This window comes from Leucobacter sp. M11 (assembly GCF_035726885.1).
Lineage (GTDB): Bacteria > Actinomycetota > Actinomycetes > Actinomycetales > Microbacteriaceae > JAPFRB01.
On the sequence record NZ_JAPFRB010000002.1, the window covers coordinates 305421 to 307359 of the forward strand.

4 protein-coding genes are annotated in these 1939 nt (G+C 71.2%); 2 read left to right on the forward strand and 2 right to left on the reverse strand.

Going from position 1 to position 1939, the window contains the following annotated elements:
- On the reverse strand, window positions 1-393 hold a 393-nt coding region (locus OOT08_RS05705; RefSeq protein WP_325091615.1), incomplete at its 3' end, for a DUF3027 domain-containing protein.
- Window positions 386-766: a cold-shock protein gene (locus OOT08_RS05710; RefSeq protein WP_325091616.1), complete on the reverse strand. Its 381-nt coding sequence runs from the start codon at window positions 764-766 to the stop codon at window positions 386-388. The genes OOT08_RS05710 and OOT08_RS05705, both read right to left, overlap by 8 nt.
- A 141-nt stretch (window positions 767-907) precedes the next feature.
- Here OOT08_RS05710 and OOT08_RS05715 point away from each other — a divergent pair, with 141 nt between their 5' ends.
- Together OOT08_RS05715 and OOT08_RS05720 are read left to right on the forward strand one after the other, a co-directional pair.
- Window positions 908-1183, forward strand: coding sequence for a hypothetical protein (locus OOT08_RS05715; protein WP_325091617.1), 276 nt, complete (start codon window positions 908-910; stop codon window positions 1181-1183).
- Window positions 1184-1201: 18 nt separating this feature from the next.
- Window positions 1202-1939: hypothetical protein (locus tag OOT08_RS05720; protein ID WP_325091618.1), on the forward strand; the 738-nt coding region annotated here is incomplete at its 3' end.

Here is a 1939-nt window from a genome sequence, read left to right on the forward strand (position 1 = left end):
CTGGGACTCCTGGAACTGCGCGAGCCGATCGGACCACGGCAGCCAGTCCGGGGCCAGCAGGGAGGCCTCGCTCGGCAGCAGTTCCACCTCGAGCACGGTCGCCGGGGCGTCCGCGTCCACCCGGGTCAGGGAGGCGGCCCAGCGCCAGTCGGGGTAGCCCGGCAGGAGGCAGGCGAAGAACAGCGTCACGGTGTGCGCGTCGTGCGCCTCGAAGCCAGCGGCCTCGCCCACCGTCGCGGCGGGCGTGATCTCGTGGATCCCGGCGAGCGCGAGCGCCCGCTCCGCCAGGAGCGAGCGATCAAACTCGGTGACCGTCTCGGCGGGCACGCGGGACACGTCCGTCCCGCTCGTCTCGGGCTGGGCCCCCTCGGGGGAATGTTCGGAGTTAGGCATCAAAGTCGTCCGCTACCTTTCGCAGCATGGTGGCGATCTGCCGGGACTGGGCGCCCTCGGGGTACTGGCCGTGCTTCAGCCGCCCACCAACGGCGTCGAGCAGTTTCACGAGGTCCTCCACGATGATCGCCATGTCATCGGCGGGCTTTCGGCGCACCTTGGCCAATCGCGGCGGGGCGTCGATGATGCGCACGGACAGCGCCTGCGGCCCGCGCTTGCCGTCCGCGATGCCGTACTCAAGCCGGGTCCCCGGCTTGGGCTCGGCGCCCGCGGGCAGCGCGGAGGCGTGCAGGAAAACTTCCTGGCCGTCGTCACCGGCGATGAAGCCGAAGCCTCTGTCTTCGTCGTAGAACTTGACCTTGCCCGTTGGCATTCGCGCTCCCAGTCTCAGTCGGCGTCCCGGGCGGGCGCCAAGTGGCGGAAAAGAAAGAGCGGATCATGCGAGGAAACCCCAGATGCTCCGCGTCGCTAGTCTACGGGTTATTCCGGGGAAAAGCGGCTACGCTAGCGGGTGATGTCTGCAGATACCCCCACCGCAACGCGCTTCGAGCGCGTCCTCGCCTACCTCATCGTGACCGTGATGGCGCTCGCCGTCATCTCCTTCCTCTTCGTCCTGGTGACCGCGTGGGTTTCCGGGGTGGACAGCACGATCTATGACGCCTGGTACTGGCCGGCCGTCACCTTCATCTCCATGTATGGTCTCCCCGTCGGGTTTGTGCTCATCGTGATCCTGCTGATCACCTCGATGAGCCGCCGGAAGAAGGCGAACCGCCAGGATGCGACCGGCTAACCCCTCGGCGCCGCCCCAGTGAGCGGCGCATTGACCCTGGCGGCGGCCATCTCGAACTCCGATCGGGACGGCTTGCTCCGGCTCGTCCATCGCCGCTCTGTGGTGGGCGCCGCCAGCGTCGAAACGCCGCTGGACCTGGCCCGCTCCCTGCTTCGTCCAGAGTCCATCAAGCGGGGTCTCAGCCGCGCCGATCGAGCGGTGCTACACGCGCTGCGCACGGGCACAGCCCCCGCGGCCGTGTGGAGCCGCGCGCTGGAGCTCGGCCTCGCCGGGGTGCGCGGCGAGGACCCGGTGGCACCGCCCGAGATCGCCGAGGTGCTCGCGGAGCTCCTCGCGGCGGGCGAGGACCCCGAGCTGACCGCGCCCGGCCCGGCGGCGGACCCGACCGCCGCCGCCCCCGGCTCGGCCTGGTCCGAGCAGGCCTTTGACCTGGTCCGCGCCGTGAGCGCGATGCTCCGCTTCCTGCGCGAGCGCCCGGCGAAGCTCCGCGCCAACGGCCGGGTGACCGCCGGGGCGGTCCGCCAGCTCGCCGAGGGCGCCGGGGAGGAGCCCGACGCGGCCCAGTCCCTCCTCGACCTCGCCCGGAGCGCCGGACTCGCGGCCCTCGTTCGCCCCGAGGCAGAGGCGCCGTCCGAGCTCCGGATCACCGAGGGCGGGCTCGCCTGGCTGGATCAGGAGCGTCCCGAACGCTGGCTCACCCTCGCCGCCGCCCTGCTTCGGTCGATGCCTGAGGAGCTGACGGAGGCCCAGGACGTT

What these genes read in the sequence shown, in the direction of transcription:
- OOT08_RS05715 (WP_325091617.1), top strand. Translation starts at nt 908, where the DNA reads ATGTCTGCAGATACCCCCACCGCAACGCGCTTCGAGCGCGTCCTCGCC.
- OOT08_RS05710 (WP_325091616.1), bottom strand. Translation starts at nt 766, where the DNA reads ATGCCAACGGGCAAGGTCAAGTTCTACGACGAAGACAGAGGCTTCGGC.